General features: G+C 66.3%; 15 protein-coding genes. 13 read left to right on the forward strand and 2 right to left on the reverse strand.

Annotation, left to right across the window (positions count from 1 at the left end; translation table 11 throughout):
- Window positions 1–24 precede the first annotated feature (24 nt).
- The 4 genes from EA795_RS10490 (at window position 25) to EA795_RS10505 (ending at window position 6,101) form a co-directional block, all read left to right on the forward strand.
- On the forward strand, window positions 25–3,300 hold the full coding sequence (locus EA795_RS10490; protein ID WP_122077063.1) for a DEAD/DEAH box helicase: 3,276 nt from the start codon (window positions 25–27) through the stop codon (window positions 3,298–3,300).
- 120 nt (window positions 3,301–3,420) lie between these two features.
- Entirely contained in the window at window positions 3,421–3,966 is a 546-nt protein-coding gene (locus EA795_RS10495; protein WP_122077066.1) for a hypothetical protein, read from the forward strand.
- Between the two features lie 268 nt (window positions 3,967–4,234).
- Window positions 4,235–5,266 carry a ligase-associated DNA damage response exonuclease gene (locus EA795_RS10500; protein ID WP_058077476.1) on the forward strand — a complete coding sequence of 344 codons (1,032 nt, stop codon included), beginning with the start codon at window positions 4,235–4,237 and terminating at the stop codon, window positions 5,264–5,266.
- Window positions 5,267–5,312: 46 nt separating this feature from the next.
- A complete protein-coding gene (locus EA795_RS10505; protein ID WP_122077070.1) occupies window positions 5,313–6,101 on the forward strand; it encodes an AraC family transcriptional regulator in 789 nt (262 codons plus the stop codon).
- On the opposite strand, the gene leuA is transcribed toward EA795_RS10505, so the two are convergent.
- Window positions 6,098–7,771: a 2-isopropylmalate synthase gene (gene leuA, locus EA795_RS10510; protein ID WP_122077074.1), complete on the reverse strand. Its 1,674-nt coding sequence runs from the start codon at window positions 7,769–7,771 to the stop codon at window positions 6,098–6,100. The genes EA795_RS10505 and leuA overlap by 4 nt on opposite strands.
- Before the next feature lie 149 nt (window positions 7,772–7,920).
- Here leuA and EA795_RS10515 point away from each other — a divergent pair, with 149 nt between their 5' ends.
- The gene (locus tag EA795_RS10515; protein WP_122077077.1) at window positions 7,921–9,624 is read left to right on the forward strand and encodes an ATP-dependent DNA ligase; all 1,704 of its coding nucleotides are present in this window, start codon (window positions 7,921–7,923) and stop codon (window positions 9,622–9,624) included.
- 36 nt (window positions 9,625–9,660) lie between these two features.
- On the opposite strand, the gene EA795_RS10520 is transcribed toward EA795_RS10515, so the two are convergent.
- The gene (locus EA795_RS10520; protein ID WP_122077079.1) at window positions 9,661–10,110 is read right to left on the reverse strand and encodes an REP-associated tyrosine transposase; all 450 of its coding nucleotides are present in this window, start codon (window positions 10,108–10,110) and stop codon (window positions 9,661–9,663) included.
- A gap of 319 nt (window positions 10,111–10,429) precedes the next feature.
- Between EA795_RS10520 and EA795_RS10525 the strand changes: the two genes are divergently transcribed.
- From EA795_RS10525 to EA795_RS10560, 8 genes are all read left to right on the forward strand, one after another.
- Window positions 10,430–11,263 (forward strand): urease accessory protein UreD, encoded by an 834-nt coding sequence (locus EA795_RS10525; protein WP_122077082.1) that lies wholly within the window; start codon window positions 10,430–10,432, stop codon window positions 11,261–11,263.
- Between the two features lie 102 nt (window positions 11,264–11,365).
- Window positions 11,366–11,668, forward strand: coding sequence for an urease subunit gamma (gene ureA / locus EA795_RS10530; RefSeq protein ID WP_122077085.1), 303 nt, complete (start codon window positions 11,366–11,368; stop codon window positions 11,666–11,668).
- A gap of 14 nt (window positions 11,669–11,682) precedes the next feature.
- On the forward strand, window positions 11,683–11,988 hold the full coding sequence (locus EA795_RS10535) for an urease subunit beta (protein WP_122077087.1): 306 nt from the start codon (window positions 11,683–11,685) through the stop codon (window positions 11,986–11,988).
- Between the two features lie 98 nt (window positions 11,989–12,086).
- Entirely contained in the window at window positions 12,087–13,787 is a 1,701-nt protein-coding gene (gene ureC, locus EA795_RS10540; RefSeq protein WP_122077090.1) for an urease subunit alpha, read from the forward strand.
- A 307-nt stretch (window positions 13,788–14,094) separates the two neighbouring features.
- Window positions 14,095–14,595: an urease accessory protein UreE gene (gene ureE / locus EA795_RS10545; RefSeq protein ID WP_122077093.1), complete on the forward strand. Its 501-nt coding sequence runs from the start codon at window positions 14,095–14,097 to the stop codon at window positions 14,593–14,595.
- The gene (locus EA795_RS10550; RefSeq protein WP_122077096.1) at window positions 14,592–15,269 is read left to right on the forward strand and encodes an urease accessory protein UreF; all 678 of its coding nucleotides are present in this window, start codon (window positions 14,592–14,594) and stop codon (window positions 15,267–15,269) included. The genes ureE and EA795_RS10550 overlap by 4 nt, the downstream gene beginning before the upstream one ends.
- A 49-nt stretch (window positions 15,270–15,318) precedes the next feature.
- Window positions 15,319–15,933 (forward strand): urease accessory protein UreG, encoded by a 615-nt coding sequence (gene ureG / locus EA795_RS10555; protein ID WP_122077099.1) that lies wholly within the window; start codon window positions 15,319–15,321, stop codon window positions 15,931–15,933.
- A gap of 67 nt (window positions 15,934–16,000) precedes the next feature.
- Window positions 16,001–16,576 carry a HupE/UreJ family protein gene (locus tag EA795_RS10560; protein ID WP_115028137.1) on the forward strand — a complete coding sequence of 192 codons (576 nt, stop codon included), beginning with the start codon at window positions 16,001–16,003 and terminating at the stop codon, window positions 16,574–16,576.
- Window positions 16,577–16,601 lie beyond the last annotated feature (25 nt).

Raw genomic sequence — 16,601 nt, forward strand, 5'->3', positions numbered from 1 at the left:
GCCGTCGCGGCGAGCCGCTGAACCATGCCCGGTGACTTTCTCGCCCACCTGCCGCCCGGCTGGCAGCTGTCGTTTTCCGACGGAGCCCTGGCCAGAGGGCGGCAATACGCCGATGAGAACCGCGTCATCCTCATGCGCGAGGAGGATCGCTTCGTCGAGGCGAGTTGTCGCGGCTCCGGCGGCAATCGCTACCGCCAGTCGCTGATGCTCGACAAGCGCGACAGGCTCAGCTGCGTCTGCACCTGCCCGGTCGGCCTTTCCTGCAAACATGCCGCCGCCGTCATCCTTCATCTCGAACAGATGCGGCACGCCGCCGATGACGATGCCCAGGCCGACGGCGAGCTTCCGAACACCCTGCGCCAATGGCTTTCGCAACTGCCCAGGGCGCTGGGCGACAACCCCGACACCCCGCAGGGCTGTCTTCATTACCGGATCGGAGCGGACGTACAGGTCGAGGTCTCCAAGGTCCGCTTGCACAAGGATGGCACGATAGCCGCAAGGGAGCCCTACCAGGCGATGCACGAAGCGACCTTCCGCCAACCGCGCTTCATGCAACCGCTGGATCTGCACATCGCGGCCCTGCTGACGCTGTGCCGGCACCAAGGCAGCCATTTCACGCTCAGCGGCGAGAACGGCGGCGAAGCCCTGCGCCTGCTGCTGGAAAGCGGGCGCGCCTTCCTTGACTGGGAACGACCGCCATTGAAGGCCGGCCAGAACCGCCCGGCCCGCTTCGACTGGATGCAACGGACCGACGGTTCCCTTCGGCCCGAGCTGGTGCTGGAAGAGGATACGGCCACAGCCCTCACCGCCGTCGACCCGCTTTACTACCTCGACGAAACCACCAACGAAGTCGGTCTGATCCAGCACGGCCTGGCCGCGCCGCTGGCCCGTCATCTGCTCGAAGCCCCGCCGGTGACCTCCAGCCAGGCGGGCCTGTTCAGCCTGTCGCTCAACGAGATCGCACCCCAGCTGCCGGCCCCGGCCCGAGCCGAGGAACGCCGCATCGATACGCTGCAGCCCATCGCCCGCCTGACCCTCGGCAGTCACCAGTCCCGCGTCTATCATCCGGGGAGCGGGCGGATGGTCAACGAACAGCAGCATCGCGCCGGCCTGGCTTTTGTCTACGGCAAAGTGGCGGCCCACGGCAAGTTCAAGGGCGAGCAGCGCCTGCGCCAGGCCGAGGGCGACCACATACTCAGCATCGCCCGACAGCCCGGGGCCGAACAGGCACTGCGCCAGCAGCTGCAGCAGCTGGGCTTTCGCGCGGCCTTGCGCCAGAGCCAGGCGCTGCCCAAGGATTCGGGCGAAATGTACGAGTTGCCCAACGAGGCCGCCTGGCTGCATTTCACCCAGGAGCAGCTGCCGGAGCTGCGCCGGCAAGGCTGGCGGATCGTCGTTCAGCCAGGTTTCGCCTATGACCTGGCCTCGGTGGATGACTGGTATGCCGAGCTGGGCGAGACGCCCGAACAGCGCTGGTTCGATCTGGAGCTGGGCATTCTGGTCGAGGGCGAGCGCATCAGCCTGCTGCCGGTGCTGCTCGACGTGATCCGCAAGAATCCGGCGCTGCTCGCCCCGACCAACCTGGCCAGGCGCGCGGACGACGAGATGCTGCGGGTGCCGCTGGGCAAACGCAGCGCGGTGGATGACCGGCCGTTGCAGGTGCTGCTGCCCTTCGGCCGGCTGAAACCCATCCTCGCCACCCTCGGCGAGCTCTACCTGCGCGAACAGCCGAGCGGCGACAGGCTGCGCCTGGAACGGCTCGATGCCGCGCGTCTGGGCGGCCTCGAAGCCTTGCCACTCGAATGGCACGGCGGCGAGCGGCTGCGCGACTTCGCCCGCCGCCTGCAGGATTTCGCTCGACAACCCTGCGCGGCGCCGACCGGCCTCAACGCCGAACTGCGGCCCTACCAGCTGGAAGGGTTGAGCTGGCTGCAAACGCTACGGGCGCTGGAAGTGGGCGGCATCCTCGGCGACGACATGGGCCTGGGCAAGACCTTGCAGACCCTTGCCCATCTGCTGCTGGAAAAACAGGCCGGACGCCTGGATCGTCCCGCTCTGGTGGTGATGCCCACCAGCCTGATTCCCAACTGGCAGGACGAGGCCGCGCGCTTCACGCCTGAGCTGAGGGTACTCACGCTGCACGGCCCCTCCCGGCAGAAGCACTTCGCCGAGATCGCGGGCTACGACCTGTTGCTGACCACCTATGCGTTGCTGCCACGTGATATCGAGCAGTGGCTCGAACTGCCGCTGCACGTGCTGGTGCTCGACGAAGCGCAGAACATCAAGAACGCCAGCAGCAAGGCCGCGCAGGCCGCCAGCCGGCTCGTGGCCCGACAGCGCCTGTGCCTGACCGGCACGCCGCTGGAAAACAACCTGAGCGAGCTCTGGTCGCTATTCCATTTTCTCCTGCCCGGCTGGCTGGGCGATGCCAGGACGTTCACCCGGACCTATCGCACCCCTATCGAGAAGCACGGCGACAGCGACCGGCTGCAGCACCTGATCGGCCGTATCCGGCCCTTCCTGCTGCGACGCCGCAAGGAGCAGGTCGCCCACGAGCTGCCACCCAAGACCGAGATCCTGCATTGGGTGGAGCTGACCCCAGCACAGCGCGACCTGTACGAGACGGTGCGCCTGGCCATGGACCACAAGGTGCGCGATGAGATCGACCGCAAGGGCCTGGCGCGCAGCCAGATCGTCGTCCTCGAAGCCCTGCTCAAGCTGCGCCAGGTGTGCTGCGACCTGCGCCTGATCAAGGGCGCCACGGAACGCCCGCGTGGCGGCAGTTCCGGCAAGCTGGACAGCCTGCTGGAGATGCTCGAGGAACAGCTCGCCGAGGGCCGCCGTGTGCTGCTGTTCTCGCAGTTCACCTCGATGCTGGCGCTGATCGAGGAAAGCCTGCAGCAGCGCGGCATCGACTACGTGCAGATCACCGGCGACACCCGTGACCGTCGCACCCCGGTACGACGCTTCCAGAACGGCGAGGTGCCGGTGTTCCTGATCAGCCTCAAGGCCGGCGGCACCGGACTCAACCTGACCGCTGCCGATACCGTGATCCACTACGACCCCTGGTGGAACCCGGCGGCGGAAAACCAGGCCACCGACCGCGCCTACCGCATCGGCCAGGACAAGCCGGTGTTCGTCTACAAACTCATCGCGCGGGGTACGGTGGAAGAGAAAATCCAGCAGTTGCAGACCCGCAAGGCCGAGCTGGCCGCCAGCGTGCTCGAGGGTACTGGTGATGCGGATTGGCGGCTGCAACAGAGCGATATCGACGCGCTGCTGGCACCGCTTGAAGGTTGAAATTTCCCTCGTAGCGCACAAGCAATCCAGTGCACAGCGGCGTCTTTCCGGGCTGGCTGACGCTTTGCTTTTAGTCCAAGCTCTCACCACCACGCCATCGAACCAGACAAGGACATGCCGATGAGCCTCTACGAAATCGCCTTCTCCGGCCAACTGCTTCCCGGTGCCCGCCTCGAGCAGGTCGAAGCCAACCTGAGCAAGTTGTTCCAGGCCGATGCCCAGCGCATCGCGCAGCTGTTCTCGGGGCGGCGCATCGTCATCAAGCAGAACCTGGATTTCGCCGCCGTGGAGAAGTATCGCCAGGCCATGGAGCGCGCCGGCGCCCAGGTCGAAGTCAGGCCGATGCCGGTCGACGTCGAAGAAATCGAACTGGCGCCACCGCCTGTCGAAGCGGCACCGGTGCCCTCGGAATCCGCAGTCGCGCCCCAACCGCTGAAAGTCGCACCGCGCGACGAATACATGGCCGCTTTCGTCGACGTCGAGGCACCGGATTTCGGCATCGCACCGGTCGGCGCCGACCTGCAGGACACGCGCGCGCCCATACAGACACCGGCGCTGGACCTGTCCCAGTTCAGCCTGGCACCGCTGGGCAGCGACATGAGCGAGCGCCGCCGGGCAACCGACCTGCCCGCACCGGATACCTCGCACCTGAAGTTGGCGGATTGAGCGCGATTCGCTGACCTGGAACGGCTTCGATCCGCCAAGCGCACGCCGCCCGGCAACGGTCGGATGGCGGAAAAATTTCCGCCCTACGGAGCCAACCATGGCTCGTCCCGTAGGGCGGATTTAAATCCGCCGGCTCACGCAACCTGACGATGCTTCGTGAACAAGGAACTTCCGTCTACGGATTCACGGCGCTCAGGCATACGCGACAGCCGAACTCACGCAACCCCGACAGGTTCCAAAGCTGCAAGCCCTCAGAACGCCTGTGCCCATGGATCTCGTCGTCGCCCGCCCCGAAGGCCTCTATTGCCCGCCCGGTGATTTCTACATCGACCCCTGGCGACCGGTGGAGCGTGCCGTCATCACCCACGCCCACGGCGACCATGCGCGCTGGGGCATGGGGCATTACCTCGCCGCCGCCGAGAGCGAAGGCATCCTGCGTTCGCGTATCGCCGCCGACATGCCGCTGCAGACGCTGGCCTACGGCGAAGCCATCGACCATCACGGTGTGAAACTCTGCTTCCACCCCGCCGGCCACGTGCTCGGTTCGGCGCAGATACGCCTGGAATACCGCGGCGAAGTCTGGGTCGCCTCGGGCGACTACAAGGTCGAGCCGGATGGCACCTGCGCGCCCTTCGAACCGGTGCGCTGCCATACCTTCATCACCGAATCCACCTTCGGCCTGCCAATCTACCGCTGGCCCGCACAAAGCGAAGTGTTCCGCGACATCAACGACTGGTGGCGCGCCAACGCCGCCGCGGGCCGCGCCAGCGTGCTGTTCTGCTACGCCTTCGGCAAGGCCCAGCGCATCCTCCACGGGCTCGATGAAAGCATCGGCACAGTGGTGGTGCACGGCGCGGTCGAACCGCTGAACAAGGTCTACCGCGACGCGGGCGTATACCTGCCGCCCACCGTCTATGCCGGCGACCTGAAGAAGAGCGATCCGCTGCTGCGCAAGGCGATCGTGCTCGCCCCGCCGTCGACCGCCGGCAGCAACTGGATGCGCCGCTTCGGCGATTATGCCGATGCCTTCGCCAGCGGCTGGATGATGCTGCGCGGCACCCGCCGGCGGCGTGGCGTCGACCGCGGCTTCGTGCTGTCCGACCACGCCGACTGGCCGGGTCTGCTGTGGGCCATCGGCGAGACCGGTGCCGAACGGGTGATGGTCACCCATGGTTCGGTACCGATACTGGTGCGTTACCTGCGCGAACAGGGCCTCGATGCGCAGGCATTCGAGACCGAATACGGCGACGAGGACGAGTCCGAGGCCGACGAAGGAACCTCTGCGGGTGATGCCCGATAGGCACTTGGTCCACAATGGGCGCTCGTTCCAAGGGAAGCCCTCCCCGATGCTCCATGATCCCTTCGATGATCCTTTCGCCAGTCCGGTTTGCGCCATCGCCCAGGACTATGCCCATGGCGAGCGCGTGCCGGTACACCGGCACTCCCGGGCGCAGCTGGTCCATGCGTTGAGCGGCGTGGTCACGGTGAATACCGCGCTGGGCAGCTGGGTGGTGCCACCGGGTCGCGGTGTCTGGTTACCGGCGCAGGTGGAGCACGATCTGAAATTCGCCGGGCGGGTGCGCATGCGTACCCTGTTCGTCGACAGCCTGGCCAGGGCCGATCTACCGTCCGCCTGCCGGGTGGTGGACATCACGCCTCTACTGCGCCAGTTGATCATCGCCGCCATGCGGGTCGCGCACGATTACCCGCCCGGAGGTCGGGAGGAGCGGATCATGGAGCTGATCCTCGATGAGCTGCGCGTACTGCCGATCCTCGCGCTGCACGTCCCGCTGCCGATCGATCCGGCGCTGGCCGAGCTGTGCCGGACCATACGCCGTCGGCCGGCGGACGACTGGAGCCTGCAGCGAAGCGCCGAGCGGCTGGGTATCAGCGGACGCACCCTGACCCGGCAGTTCCAGCGCGAAACCGGGCTGAGCTTCAGCCAGTGGCTGCAGCGGGCCCGCCGGCTGGCGGGTCTCGATGCGCTGGCCGCCGGGCGCCCGATCATCGAGGTAGCGCTGGATCTCGGCTACGACAGCCCCAGCGCCTTCAGCGCCATGTTCCGACGCACCCTGGGCGTGCCACCCAGCCAGTACTTCGGCGACACCCCGGCGCATGGCGCCGAGGGTGACTAGCGCAACAACCGCGCGGTGGCGCTGATCAGCGCACGAATCGCGGACGCCGTGGCATCGCTATCGATGCCCACGCCGAACAGGCTCCGGCCCTCCGGCCCCCGGCACTCGACATAGCTCACCGCCCGACTGGCGGTGTCGCGACCGAGGCTGTGCTCCTGATAGTCGAGGATTTCCAGCTGCAGGTCGAAGGCGCCGCGCAAGGCATTGACCGCGGCGCTCAGTGCACCATTACCCTGCCCCTGCAGCGAGATGACCTCGTCGCGGCGGCGCACCTGGCCGGAAAAGCCATGCAGCCGGTCGGCATCTCCGGACCCGCTGATCCGGTAATCCAGCAGGCTCAGCTCGGCCTGCCCATGCAAGCCATAGGTCTGCCGGAACAGCTGCCAGAGCTGCGCCGAGGACTGTTCCCGGCCGGTTTCGTCGGCCCGCAGCTGGACGATGCGGCTGAACTCCATCTGCAACCGGCGTGGCAGCCGCAGCCCGTGATCCTGCTCCAGCAGCCAGGCGATGCCGCCCTTGCCCGACTGGCTGTTGACCCGGATGACCGCCTCATAGCTGCAGCCGACATCGGCCGGGTCCAGCGGCAGATAGGGCACGCACCAGAGCCCGTCGCTGCGTTCGGCCTGCGCCGCGAAGCCCTTCTTGATCGCGTCCTGGTGCGAGCCGGAAAAGGCGGTGAACACCAGCTCGCCCGCATAGGGATGACGAGGATGCACCGGCAACTGGTTGCAGGCCTCCACCAGCCGCACCACTTCGCGCATATCGGAAAAATCCAGCCCCGGATCGATCCCCTGGGTGTAGAGGTTCATCGCCAGCGTCACCAGGTCGACGTTGCCGGTACGCTCGCCATTGCCGAACAGGCAGCCTTCCACCCGCTGCGCCCCGGCCAGTTGAGCCTGCTCGGCACAGGCCACCCCCGTGCCCCGGTCATTGTGCGGATGCACACTGATGGTCACCGCCTCGCGAGCCCCGAACCGCCGGCAGAACCATTCGATCTGGTCGGCATAGACGTTGGGCAGCGACACTTCCACGGTGGCCGGCAGGTTGAGGATCAGCGGCCGTTGCGCATCGGGCTGCCAGGCTTCGGCCACTGCCTCGCAGATTTCCAGGGCGAACTCCAGTTCGGTGAAGCAGAAGGTTTCCGGCGAATACTCGTAGGTCCAGCGGGTCTGCGGTTGCGCCTCGCACAACTGGCGGATCAGCCGCGTGCCCCTGACCGCCAGATCGATGGTCGCGGCCTTGTCCTGGCGGAAGACCACTTCGCGGAACAGCGGCGCCGTGGCGTTGTAGAGATGGACGATGGCCTGCGGTGCCTCACGCAAGGACTCGAAGGTCCGGCGGATCAGGTCCTCCCGGGCCTGGGTGATGACCTGGATGCAGACGTCCTCGGGGATGCGTCGCTGCTCGATGAGCTGGCGGACGAAGTCGAAGTCCGTCTGCGAGGCCGAAGGAAACGCCACCTCGATCTCCTTGAAGCCGAGCGCGACCAGAAGGTTGAAGAAGCGCGCCTTGCGCTCGGCGTTCATGGGTTCGATCAGGGCCTGGTTGCCGTCGCGCAGGTCGGTGGAACACCAGCGCGGGGCGTGCGTCAGGGTACGGGACGGCCACTGGCGGTCCGGCAGGGATACAGCGGGAAAGGGACGGTATTTGTCTTGCGGTCGTTTCAGCATGAGCGTGCTCCAAGTGGCTGGCAGCACAGCATCGCCGCGTATGACGCCTCGCTGCGCAGGCGCAGCGGACGGTCGCCGTCGCGAAACGGACACGAACCCCTCCTGCCCTTGCGCGTCTGAATAGCAACGCTGCATCGTCAGAGAATCCGATGAAAGCCTTCGCCACCCTCTACAGCCGTCTCGATGCCACCACCTCGAACAACGCCAAGCTGGCCGCCATGCGCGACTATTTCCGCGCAGCCGACCCCGCCGATGCGGCCTGGGCGGTGTACTTCCTGGCCGGTGGCCGGCCACGCCAGCTGGTGCCGGCTAAGGTGCTGCGCGCGACAGCCATAGCGGTCGCGCAGCTGCCCGAATGGCTGTTCGAGGAGAGTTACCAGGCCGTTGGCGACCTGGCCGAAACCATTTCCCTGCTGGTGCCCGAGGTTAGCCACAGCTCCGATGAAGGCCTGGCCGTCTGGCTGCAGGACAGGCTGTTGTCCCTGCGCGGCCTGCCACCCGAAGAGCAGGCCGCGCGCCTGCCCGAGCTCTGGGCGCAACTGGACCGGCTCAGCCTGATGGTCAGCATCAAGCTGATCACCGGCGCCTTCCGGGTCGGGGTCTCGAAGCTGCTGGTCACCCGTGCCCTGGCCGCGCTGGCCGACCTCGATCCGAAACGGGTAGCGCAGCGCCTGGTGGGCTACACCGACCTCTCCCACCGGCCCAGCGCCGAAGGCTACCTGGCGCTGATCGCCGACGAATCGGAACACGAGCATGCCCAGCGCGGTGGCCAGCCCTATCCCTTCTTCCTCGCCCATTCGTTACAGGCGCCGGTGGACGAGTTCGACACGCTGCTCGGAGCGCCGGAACACTGGCTGGTCGAATGGAAGTGGGACGGCATCCGCGCGCAACTGGTCAAGCGTGACGGGCAGATCTGGATCTGGTCGCGTGGCGAGGAGCTGGTCAGCGAGCGCTTTCCCGAGCTGTGCGAGCTGGCCAGCTGCCTGCCGGACGGCACGGTGATCGATGGCGAGATCCTGGTCTGGAGACATCCGCCCGAGCAGCCGCCCGCCGCGCTGCCCGGCATCGATACCGCAGCGCCCATCCTCGAAAGTTTCGGCGTGCAGCCTTTCGCCCTGCTGCAACAGCGCATCGGCCGCAAGAACCTCACCGCCAAGGTGCTGGAAGAGGCGCCCGTCTCCGTACTCGCCTACGACCTGCTGGAATGGCAAAGCGAGGATTGGCGGCAACACCCTCACCACGAGCGCCGACAGCAGCTCGAAACGTTGGCCGCGCAATGCCCCAACCCGCGCCTGATGGTTTCGCCCCTGGTCACCGGAAGCGACTGGCAGGACCTGGCCCGCCAGCGCGAAGCCTCTCGCGCCCTGGGCGTCGAGGGCATGATGATCAAGGCGCGCGCCGCCCAGTATGGCGTCGGCCGCACCAAGGACGTGGGGCTCTGGTGGAAATGGAAGATCGACCCTTATTCGGTGGATGCCGTGCTGATCTATGCCCAGCGCGGCCACGGCCGCCGCGCCAGCCTCTATACCGACTTCACCTTCGCCGTGTGGGACGGCGAACCGGGCGAGCCCGAGCGCAAGCTGGTGCCCTTCGCCAAGGCCTATTCGGGCCTCACCGACGAAGAGATGCGCCAGGTGGATGCCATCATCCGCAAGACCACCGTGGAAAAGTTCGGCCCGGTGCGCAGCGTGACACCGACGCTGGTGTTCGAGCTGGGCTTCGAAGGCATCGCCACCAGCAGCCGGCACAAGAGCGGCATCGCGGTGAGATTCCCGCGGATGCTGCGCTGGCGTCTCGATAAACCGGTCGAGGAAGCCGATACGCTGGAAACGCTCAAGGAGCTGCTGGGATGACTGCGCCCTAGCCAACCCAACGCTAGGCCCCAACTCTCACAACCACACCGCATCCCACCAGGGATAATCGCCGATACGCTCCACCAGCCTGGCACGCAGCGGGTTGGCGACGATGTAGCGTGCAATCGCCTGGACGTCTTCTTCGTAACGCAAGGCATGATCGTGATAGCCCGGTTGCCAGACCGAACCAGGTCGTTGCAGCGCTCGGCTGAGGAGTTGCCCGCTGCGACCTTTGAAGCATCTCAGCACCTGATCGAGCGAGCGCTGCTCACCAAGCTCGAACAACCAGTGCAGATGATCCGGCATCAATACCCAGGCGAGCGTGGAAACCCAAGTGGCGTCATTCAAGACGCGCATCTGGCCAATGACCAGGCGCGCGCAGGCCGGGTCCGAGAACAGTGGCTGACGGTTTTTTGTACAGCTAGTGACGTGGTAAAGCTGACCGGGCGCGGAATAACGACCCCGCCGTAGAGCATCGCGCGACATGTCCGTATGTCCGTGCGGTGGAGAGATGCGAAACCCTATAGCGTGCATGTCGGCCGAACAAGTTCGGCCCTACGGGCGTGTGATCGCTGCCACACCAGCGCAATGCCTACCCTTGTAGTACCGAATTCATTCGGCCGCTCCGGTCGCCGCACCAATTTCGGGCGCAACAAAGAAACCGCGCGCACCAAGCACCAGGCTGGTGCAAAGCCTGACACCCCAATCCTGTTACTACTGGCTGCGATCAAGGTGCAGCGGCCATACCGCTCGCAAGGCACGACTATTGCTGAACGGCCTTTCAACTGCCCAAGAATGCTTTTCGATGACCGCGCTGACGCCCCTGTTCACCCCTCGTTGGCACGCCGAACTGGAACTCGGTTACACGCGTTTCGGCGAGACGACGCGCCCGGTATTGCGCCGCCATAGCGGCCCGCTGCGGGTGCAGAAGCATTTGTATGCCGAAGGCCCGGAGGTCTGCCAGCACATCATCGTGCATCCGCCCGGCGGGATTGCCGGCGGCGACCGCCTGGACATCCAAGCGCGGGTAGGCGCCAGTGCCTGGGCGCAGCTGACCAGCCCCGGTGCGGCCAAGTGGTATCGCGCCACGGGTCCTGCGTCTCAGCACTTACAGTTGCACGTCGAAGCCGGCGCCACGCTGGAATGGCTGCCACAGGAAACCATCGTCTATTGCGGCGCCCAGGCCGAGCTGAGCACGCTCATCGAACTGGAAGGCGATGCGCGCCTGTTCTACTGGGACGTCACCGCCCTAGGTCGCCCTGCCGCGAGCGAACGCTTCGATACCGGGCACTTCCAGGCACGGCTGGACATTCGCCGTGACGGTGAATTGCTCTGGCACGAGCGCCAGCGCGTCGCAGGCGGCGACGGGCTGCTGGACTCGCCGATCGGGCTCGACGGCCAGCCGGTGTTCGCCACGCTGATCGCCAGCGGCGAAATCGATGCCGCGCTGCTGGAACGCTGCCGCGAGGTGCCGAGCCAGGTTCGCGGCGACCTGACGCAATTGCCGGGCCTGCTCGTCGGGCGCTGCCTGGCCCACGAAGCGCTGCATGCCCGCGCCTGGCTGATCGAACTGTGGCGTCTGCTGCGCCCGGAACTTCTGGGACGCCAAGCCATGCCGCCACGTATCTGGAGCACCTGAAACAACTCCGCCGGGTGGAATCACGCAACGCTTTTCACCCAGCGGACGAAACTTCCCTGGCGGACAAGGCTTGCCACTGTTCGCCCAACGACTGGAGCCGTTATGGATTTGTCGCCAAGAGAAAAAGACAAGCTGCTGATCTTCACCGCCGGCCTGGTGGCGGAGCGACGCCTGGCGCGCGGCGTAAAGCTCAACTACCCGGAAGCGATGGCCTACATCTCCGCGGCGCTGCTCGAAGGCGCCCGCGATGGCCAGACCGTCGCCGAGCTGATGCACTTCGGCACCACTCTGCTCAGCCGCGAACAGGTCATGGAAGGCGTGCCGGAAATGATTCCGGAGATTCAGGTCGAGGCCACCTTCCCTGACGGCACCAAGCTGGTCACTGTCCATCAACCCATCCCCTGAACAGGATTCCCGCCATGATCCCCGGCGAATACCAGATCCAGGACGGCGACATCGAACTCAACGCCGGCCGCCGCACCCTGACCTTGAACGTGGCCAACAGCGGCGACCGGCCGATCCAGGTCGGCTCGCACTACCACTTCTTCGAGACCAACGACGCCCTCGCCTTCGACCGCGAACAGGCGCGCGGCATGCGCCTGAACATCCCGGCCGGCACCGCGGTGCGCTTCGAACCGGGCCAGAGCCGCGAAGTGGAACTGGTCGAACTGGCCGGCAATCGCCGCGTGTTCGGCTTTGCCGGACGGGTGATGGGCGACCTCTGACGCGACCCGATTCGTAGGGTGGAAAACGCCGAAGGCTTTTCCACCGTGCCCCTGACCGGTGGATGGCTTCGGCCATCCACCCTACCGAGACGAAACGAATGAAGATTTCCCGCCAAGCCTATGCCGACATGTTCGGCCCCACCGTCGGCGACAAGGTGCGCCTGGCCGATACCGAGCTGTGGATCGAAGTGGAGCAGGACTTCACCGTCTATGGCGACGAAGTGAAGTTCGGTGGCGGCAAGGTCATCCGCGACGGCATGGGCCAGGGCCAGTTGGGCGCCGCTGAGGTGGTCGACACGGTCATCACCAACGCGCTGATCCTCGACCACTGGGGCATCGTCAAGGCCGACGTCGGCCTCAAGGACGGGCGCATCGCCGCCATCGGCAAGGCCGGCAACCCGGACATCCAGCCCGGCGTGACCATCGCTATCGGTGGCGCCACCGAAGTGATCGCCGGCGAGGGCATGATCCTGACGGCGGGCGGCATCGACACCCACATCCACTTCATCTGCCCGCAGCAGATCGAAGAGGCGCTGATGAGCGGCACCACCACCATGATCGGCGGCGGCACCGGGCCGGCCACCGGCACCTTCGCCACCACGGTCACGCCAGGGCCGTGGCACATGGCGCAGATGCTCAAGGCGGCCGAAGCCTTCCCGATGAATATCGGCTTCACCGGCAAGGGCAACGTCTCGCTGCCCGGACCGCTGGTGGAGCAGATCGAGGCCGGCGCCATCGGCCTCAAACTGCACGAGGACTGGGGCACCACCCCGGCGGCCATCGACAACTGCCTGTCGGTCGCCGACCGGTACGACATCCAGGTGGCGATCCACACCGACACGCTGAACGAGTCCGGCTTCGTCGAAACCACCCTCGGCGCGTTCAAGGGGCGCACCATCCACACCTACCATACCGAGGGCGCCGGCGGCGGCCATGCGCCGGATATCATCAAGGCGTGCGGGTTCCCGAATGTGCTACCGAGCTCGACCAACCCGACCCGGCCGTTCACCCGCAACACCATCGACGAGCATCTGGACATGCTGATGGTCTGCCACCACCTCGACCCGAGCATCGCCGAGGACGTGGCCTTCGCCGAAAGCCGCATCCGCCGGGAAACGATTGCGGCGGAGGATATCCTCCACGACCTGGGCGCCTTCTCCATGATCAGCTCCGACAGCCAGGCCATGGGCCGCGTCGGCGAGGTCATCACCCGCACCTGGCAGACCGCCGACAAGATGAAGAAGCAGCGCGGGCCACTGGCCGAGGATGCGCCGGGCAACGACAACTTCCGCGCCAGGCGCTACATCGCCAAGTACACCATCAACCCGGCGATCACCCACGGCATCAGTCACGAAGTGGGCTCGATCGAAGTGGGCAAGTGGGCCGACCTGGTGCTCTGGCGCCCGGCCTTCTTCGGCGTCAAGCCGACGCTGATCCTCAAGGGCGGGGTCATCGCCGCCAGCCTGATGGGCGACGCCAACGCCTCGATCCCGACCCCGCAACCGGTGCACTACCGGCCGATGTTCGGCAGCTACGGCGGCTCGCTGCACGCGTCGAGCTTCACCTTCATCAGCCAGGCCGCGTTCGAGGCCGGCGTGCCCGAGCAACTGGGGCTGAAGAAGAGGATCGGTGTGGTCAAGGGTTGCCGCGAGGTGCAGAAGAAGGACCTGATTCATAACGACTACACGCCACAGATCGAGGTTGATCCGCAGAACTATCAGGTCAGGGCCGACGGCCAGCTGCTCTGGTGCGAGCCGGCCGAGGTACTGCCGATGGCGCAGCGCTACTTTCTGTTCTGATCCCCACGCGCCGCAGCGGCGGAAAGATTTCCGCCCTACGGATTTGCGCTATGCGCGCGGCAGCGCGCCCGACGATGTTCCGCTCCTCGGTTCGCGGCGCGGCACATGTAGGGCGGATTTCAATCCGCCATCGCGTGGTTATCACGCACCAACGTGATGCGCGACGCACCGCCACGCACCAGGACGACACAGTCCATGCGCCATTTTCAGGCAATCCGGCTGCCACAGCCCGCACGACAGGTCGAGCCCCACAGATTGGCAAGGGCCTTGCTCTGCTTTGCGTTCATCAAACAAGCGGAACTGCCCCATGCTGGTCATTCACCAACGCACCACTGCGCAGGCCAACGGCGACGCCGAGCTGGAACTGAGCTACGAGGCGCGCAGCAAGTCGCGCCTGCGCTGTTTTTCCACCACAGGCGAAGAGGTAGGTCTGTTCCTCGAACGCGGCCAGCCGCCGCTACGCGAGGGCGAATGCCTGCTGGCCCAGGACGGACGCATCGTCATTGTGCGCGCCCGTGCGGAACAGCTGCTCCAAGTCACCTGCGCCAACAGCTTCGAGCTGACACGGGCGGCCTACCACCTGGGCAATCGTCACGTGGCCCTCCAGATCGGTGACGGCTGGCTGCGCCTGCTCGACGATTACGTGCTCAAGGACATGCTGCTGCAACTGGGCGCCTGCGTCGAAGCCATCGAAGCGCCCTTCCAGCCGGAACATGGCGCCTACGGCGGCGGCCACCACCACTCCCACGCCGGCGAGGCCGAGTTCAGTTATGCGCCGAGGTTGCACCAGTTCGGCGCGCGCCGGTGAATCCGCCTGCGTTCGCGTTGCTGCGCCTGGCCAGCCCGCAGTTGCCTATCGGCGGTTACAGCTATTCCCAGGGTCTGGAAATGGCGGTGGAACGGGGTCTGGTGCGTGACGAGCCCAGCGCCCGACGCTGGCTCGGCGACCAGATGCTGTTCAATCTGGCGCGCTTCGAGATGCCCTTGCTGCTGGCCCATTGCGACGCGGCCGCCGCTGACGACTGGCACGCACTGGAGCGGCTGACCGCGTGCCATCGCGCCAGCCGCGAAACGCGGGAGCTGCGCCTGGAAAGTCGGCAGATGGGGTACTCGCTCAAGCAGTTGCTGAGCAATCTGCCGGAACTGGACGAGCCTGCCCGCGCGCTATTCGAACGCATCGACGAACCCGGCGTTGCCCTGGGCTGGGCGCTCGCCGCGCGCGCCTGGGCCATCCCGCCCGCCGATGCGCTCACGGCCTGGCTCTGGGGCTGGCTGGAAAACCAGTTGGCCGTGCTGATGAAGACCCTTCCGCTAGGCCAGCAGGCCGCCCAGCGGCTGACTTCCGAACTGCTGCCGACGCTGGGGCAGGCCCAGCGCACCGCGAGCGAAATCGCCCCCGAGCACTGGGGCAGCGCTCCTTTCGGCCTGGCGCTGGCGAGCATGGCCCATGAGCGCCAGTACAGCCGACTGTTTCGCTCATGAGCGCGACAGGCATCGCAATCACCCTATTACCGCAACAGAGGACATCACCATGAACGCCCAACCCCTGCGTGTCGGCATCGGCGGCCCGGTCGGCTCCGGCAAGACCGCGCTGACCCTCGCCCTGTGCCTGGCGCTGCGCGAGCGCTACAACCTGGCCGTGGTCACCAACGACATCTACACCCAGGAAGACGCCCAGTTTCTGGTGCGCAACGAGGCGCTGGTGCCCGAGCGCATCATCGGCGTGGAAACCGGCGGCTGCCCGCACACGGCGATCCGCGAGGATGCCTCGATCAACCTGGAGGCCGTCGAGCAACTCAACCGGCGCTTTCCGGGGCTGGATCTGATCCTAGTCGAATCCGGGGGTGACAACCTGTCGGCCACCTTCAGCCCCGAGCTGTCGGACCTGACGATCTACGTGATCGACGTCTCGGCCGGCGACAAGCTGCCGCGCAAGGGCGGACCGGGCATCTGCAAGTCCGACCTGCTGGTGATCAACAAGATCGACCTGGCGCCCATGGTCGGCGCCTCGCTGGAAGTCATGGAGCGCGACACCCGCACGATGCGCGGCGACAAGCCCTTCGTGTTCAGCAACCAGAAAATCGGCCAGGGCCTGGACGACATCATCGCCTTCATCGAACGACAGGGAATGCTCCGTAGCGCCTGAGCAGAAGCATCCCGTAGGCGTGACGCCTGCAACCGCAAATCGCAACCGACCGTCAGAGGAACACCGCATGAACCTGCAGAAAAATTTCGCCTTCGCTTTCGCCCTGCTGCTCAGCCCGGCTTTGGCCTTCGCCCACCCGGGCCATGACCATGCCGGGGTAATGTCCGGCATCACGCATCCGATCCTGGGTCTCGATCATCTGCTGGCGATGCTTGCCGTCGGCCTGTGGGCCTCGCAACAACAGGGCAAGGCGCGGCTGGCGCTGCCGCTGACCTTCGTCGCGACGATGCTCATCGGCGGCCTGCTCGGTTTCGCTGGCATTGAACTGCCACTCATGGAAACCGGTATCGCCGGTTCGGTCCTGGCGCTCGGCCTGCTGGTGGCGCTGGCGGTACGTCCGCCGCTGCCGCTGGCGGCCGGTCTGACTGCCCTGTTCGCGCTCAGCCATGGCATGGCGCACGGACTGGAGCTGCCGGAGCTGGCCAGCCCCTGGGGTTACGCGGTCGGCTTCATCGCCGCTACGGCGTTCCTGCATGCCGCCGGTTACCTCGTTGCACGCAACCTGCCGCAAGCCGCCGCGCCCCTGATCCGCATAGCCGGTGCCGCCTCGGCACTGACCGGCGCCTGGCTGCTGGCAGGCTGACCTTTAGCCAGCCGCACCACGAGCG

This window comes from Stutzerimonas nitrititolerans (assembly GCF_003696285.1).
In the GTDB taxonomy this organism is placed as follows: Bacteria; Pseudomonadota; Gammaproteobacteria; order Pseudomonadales; family Pseudomonadaceae; genus Stutzerimonas; species Stutzerimonas nitrititolerans.

Excerpts from the sequence above, each read along its gene's own strand:
- ureG (WP_122077099.1), top strand. The coding sequence starts at position 15,319 with ATGAACGCCCAACCCCTGCGTGTCGGCATCGGCGGCCCGGTCGGCTCC.
- ureA (WP_122077085.1), top strand. The coding sequence starts at position 11,366 with ATGGATTTGTCGCCAAGAGAAAAAGACAAGCTGCTGATCTTCACCGCC.
- EA795_RS10515 (WP_122077077.1), top strand. The coding sequence starts at position 7,921 with ATGAAAGCCTTCGCCACCCTCTACAGCCGTCTCGATGCCACCACCTCG.
- leuA (WP_122077074.1), bottom strand. The coding sequence starts at position 7,771 with ATGCTGAAACGACCGCAAGACAAATACCGTCCCTTTCCCGCTGTATCC.
- EA795_RS10560 (WP_115028137.1), top strand. The coding sequence starts at position 16,001 with ATGAACCTGCAGAAAAATTTCGCCTTCGCTTTCGCCCTGCTGCTCAGC.
- EA795_RS10520 (WP_122077079.1), bottom strand. The coding sequence starts at position 10,110 with ATGTCGCGCGATGCTCTACGGCGGGGTCGTTATTCCGCGCCCGGTCAG.
- ureC (WP_122077090.1), top strand. The coding sequence starts at position 12,087 with ATGAAGATTTCCCGCCAAGCCTATGCCGACATGTTCGGCCCCACCGTC.
- EA795_RS10525 (WP_122077082.1), top strand. The coding sequence starts at position 10,430 with ATGACCGCGCTGACGCCCCTGTTCACCCCTCGTTGGCACGCCGAACTG.
- EA795_RS10535 (WP_122077087.1), top strand. The coding sequence starts at position 11,683 with ATGATCCCCGGCGAATACCAGATCCAGGACGGCGACATCGAACTCAAC.
- EA795_RS10490 (WP_122077063.1), top strand. The coding sequence starts at position 25 with ATGCCCGGTGACTTTCTCGCCCACCTGCCGCCCGGCTGGCAGCTGTCG.
- EA795_RS10500 (WP_058077476.1), top strand. The coding sequence starts at position 4,235 with ATGGATCTCGTCGTCGCCCGCCCCGAAGGCCTCTATTGCCCGCCCGGT.
- EA795_RS10495 (WP_122077066.1), top strand. The coding sequence starts at position 3,421 with ATGAGCCTCTACGAAATCGCCTTCTCCGGCCAACTGCTTCCCGGTGCC.
- EA795_RS10505 (WP_122077070.1), top strand. The coding sequence starts at position 5,313 with ATGCTCCATGATCCCTTCGATGATCCTTTCGCCAGTCCGGTTTGCGCC.
- ureE (WP_122077093.1), top strand. The coding sequence starts at position 14,095 with ATGCTGGTCATTCACCAACGCACCACTGCGCAGGCCAACGGCGACGCC.